Here is a 6657-nt window from a genome sequence, read left to right as displayed (position 1 = left end):
GAACCATCGTGCCATGGGCGAGCGCGCCAGCTGTTGAGGGCGCGCGCTCGCCCACCCCAACCATGGCCTCAGAGCCAGCCATGCACTAACATTGAACCCGGATCACCCAATCGGGTCAGGCCAGTTTTGGTGGTTCATTTGAACACCTCATATGTTGTAGGTGTTCGGAAATTGATTGTTTGGGATAGCTTGTTTTAGGCTTGCCTATATCGTTGATTTTGCAAGTGAATCTAGCACCGTATTTTTACGGTCTTGCGCAATTGCAATTGCTGGAAAAGGCTTAGCCACCTTAGATTATGAGTGGCCGATGAGCGCTGATCCCGACCGATATGCGGCTCTTTTGGATTCGTTAGATGCCGACGCGCGCGCCGATCTGGAGATAACGGTCGAGGAGATTCTGAACGACGTTGGCCGCGATGATCCCGAGCGGATCGAAATGGCCGCCGACCTCTTTGAAGATCGTTTGCTCGTTCAGCCCGACCAGGAAATGGCCGTCGTCGCTATGATGATTGTCGCGTCGCTAAGGGAGCATGCGGTTCGCGTGCGGCATGGCCTGAATTGATATGGCGAAGGACGGGCGAGGCTGGCCGCCGACTAAATGCCTAACTAGACTTCTTTGAATCGGCCTCACTTGCCCTAGGCAAAGGGTCGCATCGCCGCCGGGATGGTCGAGAATGTCGAAGAAGTATCAAGTGTTTGTTTCGTCCACGTTCCTGGACCTAGTTGACGAGCGCCAAGCTGCAATGCGCGCAATATTGGATTGCGAGCAGATTCCTGCCGGGATGGAAGCGTTTCACGCGGCTGATATAGAGCAGTTTGAGTATATTAAGAGGGTCATAGATGAGTGCGACTATTATGTTCTTATTATTGGAGCTCGATACGGATCAGTAGATGATAACGGTGTGAGTTATACGGAAAAAGAATACGACTACGCGGTCGAAAACGGGAAGCTCGTGCTTGCCTTTATCCATAAGAATCCTGAAAATATTGCGATCGGAAAAGCGGACCGCGATTTGGCTCTAATAGAAAAACTTAGCGCCTTTAAGCAGAAGGTCGCTTCGGGCCGCATGGTGAATTCTTGGGGAACGCAGGACGAGCTTCGAGCCAACGTCGCTATCGCTCTACTGCAAGGTATTAAGCGCTTCCCGGCAGTTGGATGGATACGCGGCGATGCCGCGGCGGGGCAGGATATTCTTTTACAGATGAATCAAATCCGAGACGAGAATGACAAACTAAGGGCTGCTCTTGCGGCCGCGTCCGCGAAATCCGAGATCGTCATTGATGACCTTGCTGGGCTCGACGATAACCAAGCGGTCGGCTTCACGTGGTGGAATATAGACGGGGCTGAAGGTAAGGGCTCGTCTCAGATAAAATGGGGGACGATTTTCCAAGTCGTGGCTCCCGAGTTCTTAGTGCATGCCCCCTCCAAGGCAATAGATGGGGCTATGAGTCAGTACATAAAAACCAATGTGCGGGATGCTTATAGGGTATCGTTGACTCCGGATACTTCAGCGAAAATTAGGCTTCAGATGGAATTACTCAGTTTGATCGAATTCCACGCTGGGCAGAGCGGCGAGGTCGGCGTGCTAACGCCTGCTGGTAAGGCGCAATTCGCTCATTTGATTGCCGCTCGAAAGGGCTAACACTACTAAACTCGGCTTCCGATTCAGCTAGTGTTGTTGGGCCCGAGTGGGTGGCGAAGGGCGATGTTTGATGGGCGAGGTTGCTGCTGCTTAAGGACCTACGCCGATAGCACCACAAGTTCGCGCCGATCTAACAGCCATTGACCTGGCCGCTTTCGCCGCGTGCCGGCGAAAACGGCAGCGCGATTTTTCCGCTGATAGAGTCCGCTCGGATCCGAATTAGTAAAGATCAACCGCCGGCCATCAGGCGCAATTACGAGCCAATGGGGCGTGGGCTTTATGAGCCCGACTATGCCGCACAGCGCCCTATCGTTTTCGAACTGCTTATCAAAGCGCTCCCAATAGGCGGCGTTCGAAGGTGGTGTTTCCCGATAGAAGGGATAGCTCGCTCTAATTCCGGCGCGATTTGACGGGCTGCGTAAACACGCGGCGAGCATGCGCCTCAAAATGGAAAAGCTGGTGCCTTCCCATATGTGCTGCGGGCCGCGTTCCGACGCCGCCGCACAGGCAATTTGAAAGAACGTTTCGTGGTGCTTCCCGAGCCCGCATTGCTCCAATGCGTTTGCAATTGCATAGGCTCCGCAGAGCCCATCTAACTCGCCTTGATAGCTTGGCATCTTTAAGCGGCCGCTCGCTTCGCGACCCGTTGAATAGCGGATCGAGAAACGCCGTAGCGATCTGCCAGCGCACCTAATGAAACGCCGTTTTCCAGTTCGCGGGCTATCTCTTCATGCTGCGTGTTGGTCAGCGCTGGTGGTCGGCCGAGGCGCTTTCCTTCCGCTTTCGCGCGCAGAAGTCCCGCCTGCGTTCTTTCTAATAGAAGGTCGCGCTCGAACTCCGCGACCGCGGCGATAACCTGCATGGTCATTCGGCCAGCGGCGCTAGTTAAATCGACGCCGCCGAGCGCCAGGCAGTGGACTCGAATCCCCCGTGCGCTGAGTTCTTCCACGACGCTGCGAACGTCCATGGCGTTCCGCCCTAGGCGGTCGAGCTTGGTGACGATCAGCACGTCAGCGGATTCCATTCGGTCGAGCAGCTTTGCGAACCCTGCCCGCTCGCGCGCCGCGACCGATCCCGAAACCGTTTCCATCACCACGCGGTGGTCTTCCACCTGGAAGCCCGCCCGTCTGATCTCTTCGACCTGGTTAGTGGTGGTTTGATCTGCCGTGCTCACACGGCAGTACGCGAACACGCGCGTCATCGCTCGCCCCGTATCGAAATCATGTATCGATATGTGGGCTGTATCGAAATGAAGTCAAGCTATGTTTCGATGCAGCCTGCGGGGTTGTATCGAAAACGGTCGATTTTGAACGACATCTGGATCAGTCGATGCTTGTAGCGGCCGGGCGACTCGACCTCAGATGGCGCTCCAAAGGAGGGTGCTATGGCCAAGCTCGTTGAACTGGTCGATATCAACAACCGCCCGATTTGGATCAACCCGCTACAAGTGCGTTCAGTTCAGGGTCATCCGTCCAGCGGCGCGACCATCATGTATTCACATACGCAGGGCGATATTTTCGTCCATGTGAGCAATCATGCGCTCGATGTTGTCGAGTCTATTAACCGAGGCCTCGCCTAGATGTCGCAGCCGATTCGCCTTGAGCTTTGGGATGGACGCCCTGCGTTCGTTCAGCCCGACCATGTACGTTACGTCACCGAAGATGAGGGCGACCCCAAGCTGACTAAGGTTTCTTTTGGTCCGGGTGTTGGGATTCTGGCTCGCGGCTCGGCGTTAGACATTGCCGAGCGTATTTGGCCATTGTCCGGCCAAGACGGCTAGTCCCCCAGACCTGCGCACTTGCTCAATAGGCGTGTGTAAGAGGTCAACTACTAAAGTGGTGAAGGGAGCGTTCGATCAAGTCGCCGTTGAGGTGTCGCTATCCGGCTCGGCTGCATCCAGGTATCGCTTCCACCACGATTGATGTGAGTCTTCGGTTGCACCTAGAATCAGGAGAAGCTTATCTGGTTCTACGGGGCCCATTCGATTGAACAAGCGATCAAGGAAGCGTCTTTCCATTAGCCGATTCCAACGAACAAGCTTCTGACCAAACTCATAGGCCAACTCACGCCCTCGGTCCCTACCGCTCGGGTCGCGCGAATAGTGAAATGTGTCATTATCCGCACCTATAAGAAGCTTCTTCTCAATGCCCGCCCGGATTTCATACATCGCTCTGCATTCGGCGAGCGTGAGTGCATACGCTTTGGGGAACCAAGCCTGTATGTCCTGCCAGCAGGCGACTTTGACGCGAACAAGCTCCGCTGATTGCTCGGCACCTATCGCGTGAGCCACAGCCTCTAAGCACGCCCATCCGGCCGCAATCCTACGGACTTCGTCGTGTGTGGGGGCGATAATTGGCGCTGACATATCTATGGGCGGCTACCCAAGCAGCCTTGTAAGAACCTAGTGGTGGCTTGTCGAACTGGAACCAAGTTTAACACCAAGCCCCAACGGAAATTTGTTCCGTTCTCAGTCCAGATTCCGAAATTCTCCGCCTGCATGAGAATGGCAGAATCGGCGGTCGCAAGGTGTCGGTCCACCCAAAGCGTCGAGTGGTTCAAGATCAGGCCAGTCGGTGCCGGCATCGATAGTAATTCCTTGCCATCGAGCTCGAAGTAAGATCGTAGGGCGCTTTGCCCCTTCGATTGCGTCGTCTCTTCGGAAGTGACGATCCCAGCGGTCACCCGTATGTGCCCCTGATCGCACAGCAGCAATATGCGTGCGATGCCGCTATCCTGCTGCTGCTCAAGTCGGAGATAGGGTGTCATTCCGTCCGCGAGCTTGATCTCTGCCGTCGTGGGTAGCGCGCCGTCATTCACTAGGCCGATCCGCAAGGCTTGCTCCCTCGCGAGCCATTGCATCTTATCGCCTGGCGTTGAGCTCGCGATGGCGAAAGCTTCGCTGTCCACCCCCATGCGAGCTAAAAACGCAACAATTAGGCCGCTCACCGCCTGGGTTTCGCTACGGTCAGCAATGTTATCTCCAGGGCCATAGAACTGGTGCATGCCGATCAACGAGCCCGTTGGGAGATACCGGCTCACACCCCCGGCATATGCATATGCACAGGCGCTGGCACAGACGCCTGGTCGTTCCGTGACGAAATCGGCCGCCCCTTCGGCAACGGATGTGTCAAATCCTAGTTTCCTGATGGTTTCGCCGAGCATTATGCCGCCGACTAAGGAGCCGCCGCGGGAGTTGAGTAGGACAACTGCATGCTCCACGCGTCGGCGGACAGCAAATTCACGCAACCGCTGAGCTGCGTCCACGTCGATATCGCCGTCTGCATAAATTCGATAGCGCCCACTTCCCAGCGTTTGGCGATAGAGAAAGTGTACCCCGGCATCCTCAGCCATTGAGAACTGCATTTCTACTGCATTTGCGCGGCCAGTTCCTAGGGCGAGCAAAATCGCTAGCAGAACTCGAAGGCGCACCTCGAATAACTCCCTATCCACGCAATCCGAGGCTAGCCGGCTATTGTCGAAGCGCAAGGCTACGTTTGTGCGCTGGTGGCGCTTCAAGCGCTAGCGATGGTCGTTGGCAAAACGGCGTAATTGCCATTGGCTAGGGCGGGCGTTTCGCACCAAAAAGGGTGGCTCGCATTTTCCCGAGAGCGCAGGCACGCGTCGAGGGGCGAGCGAGGTGGGGCGATGCCAGCTTGGCCTTAGATCGGCATGTGGTCGAGGGAGCTCGACCACATGTTGTTATCCCTGAGAGGGGCCGTGATCCAACTGCGGCTCTTCCCTATTTTCCGCAAATAGATTGATATAAGGGCTGTATTGATAAACCCGGTATCGCTCCTGACCGGTGATTTCGAATAGGATGCCAGCATCCACAAATCTTTGAACTAGTCCATTTGCTGGCGGGTATGTTATCTTGAGAGTTTTTTGAACCTGTCCAACTGTTATAATGGGGCTTCTAAAAAGAGTCTCCAAAATGGTGAGGCCATTTCCTGCTGCCCGTCCGAAGCGTGATGTAACTAGTGCCCTATGTTCTTCACGTAACCCGACAATGCTGCGCGCTGTTTCCGTCGCCTCTAGGCTGACGGTTGCAATTCCCTTGAGGAAGAATTTTATCCAATTTTCCCAGTCGCCATTGTCGCGAACAGATTGGAGTTTTTCATAGTACTCGTACCTATTTCTCTTAAAATAGTGGGATATGTACAAAACAGGCTTGAGCAATATTTCGCTTTGCATCAATAGGAAGGTTATTAGCAATCTGCCGATGCGGCCGTTGCCATCAAGAAACGGATGTATTGTTTCGAACTGTGCGTGGATAAGGCCGATCTTGATGAGGGCCGGTATCTGCGCGTCGCTGTGCATGAATGTTTCTAGATCGGATAATGCACTCATAACTTCATGAGGTGGCGGCGGAACAAATGTCGCGTTCTGGAGTGTGCATCCACCGGGTCCGATCCAGTTTTGTGAAGTTCGTATTTCCCCCGGATTTTTTTCACGACCCCTTACGTTGTGTAAAAGTTCGTTGTGAATTTCCTTTATAAGCCGTACGCACAGTGGAAGTTCCGTTAGCCTATTAAGGCCATAATTCATTGCGGTAACGTAGTTTAGGACTTCGCCGACATCGCTTGGATGCTGCGGATCGAAAACGCTAGCTTCAACTTCGAGAACATCTGCTAGGGACGATTGAGTTCCTTCAATTTGGCTAGATAGAACGGCTTCTTTCCGAACGTACATGAAGACAAATAGGTCGGGATTTGGAAGCGTTTGGATAGACCCGTCCAAACGCCCGAGGGCCCGATCTGCTCGCGACAGCAGCGTTTGCATCTCGCTATCGATAGCGATGTCGCGGGGCGGTAGTGGGTTGGGTATGAAGGCGGAATATCCGGTTGTTTGACGCACATAGCGTCCAGCGCGATCTTTTTGGACAACGGCGGTCGCGGACATCGGAAACCCTGTTATTAAACGCTGCGATTAATTGTATCTGATTTTCCACGCTAATGAAGTGCAGCGTTTAATTATTTTATGCCAAAGCCGCTAGCGAAGCGCAGACGTACGCTAG

General features: G+C 54.3%; 7 protein-coding genes. 3 read left to right on the top strand and 4 right to left on the bottom strand.

What is annotated here, in order from left to right; all coding sequences use genetic code 11:
- The first annotated feature begins 307 nt into the window (after window positions 1–307).
- Together ACE3T2_RS19480 and ACE3T2_RS19475 are read left to right on the top strand one after the other, a co-directional pair.
- Window positions 308–562, top strand: a complete 255-nt coding sequence (locus ACE3T2_RS19480; RefSeq protein WP_374660428.1) for a hypothetical protein — start codon at window positions 308–310, stop codon at window positions 560–562.
- Between the two features lie 112 nt (window positions 563–674).
- The gene (locus tag ACE3T2_RS19475; RefSeq protein WP_374660426.1) at window positions 675–1643 is read left to right on the top strand and encodes a DUF4062 domain-containing protein; all 969 of its coding nucleotides are present in this window, start codon (window positions 675–677) and stop codon (window positions 1641–1643) included.
- Window positions 1644–1741: 98 nt separating this feature from the next.
- On the opposite strand, the gene ACE3T2_RS19470 is transcribed toward ACE3T2_RS19475, so the two are convergent.
- Together ACE3T2_RS19470 and ACE3T2_RS19465 are read right to left on the bottom strand one after the other, a co-directional pair.
- A complete protein-coding gene (locus tag ACE3T2_RS19470; protein ID WP_374660424.1) occupies window positions 1742–2260 on the bottom strand; it encodes a hypothetical protein in 519 nt (172 codons plus the stop codon).
- A 2-nt stretch (window positions 2261–2262) separates the two neighbouring features.
- Window positions 2263–2844, bottom strand: a complete 582-nt coding sequence (locus ACE3T2_RS19465) for a recombinase family protein (RefSeq protein WP_374660420.1) — start codon at window positions 2842–2844, stop codon at window positions 2263–2265.
- Window positions 2845–3027: 183 nt separating this feature from the next.
- Between ACE3T2_RS19465 and ACE3T2_RS19460 the strand changes: the two genes are divergently transcribed.
- On the top strand, window positions 3028–3222 hold the full coding sequence (locus ACE3T2_RS19460; protein WP_374660418.1) for a hypothetical protein: 195 nt from the start codon (window positions 3028–3030) through the stop codon (window positions 3220–3222).
- Window positions 3223–4010: 788 nt separating this feature from the next.
- Here ACE3T2_RS19460 and ACE3T2_RS19455 read toward each other — a convergent pair.
- On the bottom strand, window positions 4011–4994 hold the full coding sequence (locus ACE3T2_RS19455) for a hypothetical protein (protein ID WP_374660416.1): 984 nt from the start codon (window positions 4992–4994) through the stop codon (window positions 4011–4013).
- A gap of 348 nt (window positions 4995–5342) precedes the next feature.
- The gene (locus ACE3T2_RS19450) at window positions 5343–6542 is read right to left on the bottom strand and encodes a Fic family protein (protein ID WP_374660414.1); all 1200 of its coding nucleotides are present in this window, start codon (window positions 6540–6542) and stop codon (window positions 5343–5345) included.
- Window positions 6543–6657: the final 115 nt, after the last annotated feature.

It is taken from the genome of Phenylobacterium sp. (assembly GCF_041919955.1).
GTDB lineage: Bacteria > Pseudomonadota > Alphaproteobacteria > Caulobacterales > Caulobacteraceae > Phenylobacterium.
The sequence above is the reverse complement of the archived record's forward strand: the minus strand, read 5'-3'. Positions and strand labels throughout refer to the sequence as shown.

Coding starts and splice junctions, on each gene's coding strand:
- ACE3T2_RS19470 (WP_374660424.1), bottom strand. CDS start 2,260: ATGCCAAGCTATCAAGGCGAGTTAGATGGGCTCTGCGGAGCCTATGCA.
- ACE3T2_RS19460 (WP_374660418.1), top strand. CDS start 3,028: ATGGCCAAGCTCGTTGAACTGGTCGATATCAACAACCGCCCGATTTGG.
- ACE3T2_RS19455 (WP_374660416.1), bottom strand. CDS start 4,994: ATGGCTGAGGATGCCGGGGTACACTTTCTCTATCGCCAAACGCTGGGA.
- ACE3T2_RS19465 (WP_374660420.1), bottom strand. CDS start 2,844: ATGACGCGCGTGTTCGCGTACTGCCGTGTGAGCACGGCAGATCAAACC.
- ACE3T2_RS19450 (WP_374660414.1), bottom strand. CDS start 6,542: ATGTCCGCGACCGCCGTTGTCCAAAAAGATCGCGCTGGACGCTATGTG.
- ACE3T2_RS19480 (WP_374660428.1), top strand. CDS start 308: ATGAGCGCTGATCCCGACCGATATGCGGCTCTTTTGGATTCGTTAGAT.
- ACE3T2_RS19475 (WP_374660426.1), top strand. CDS start 675: ATGTCGAAGAAGTATCAAGTGTTTGTTTCGTCCACGTTCCTGGACCTA.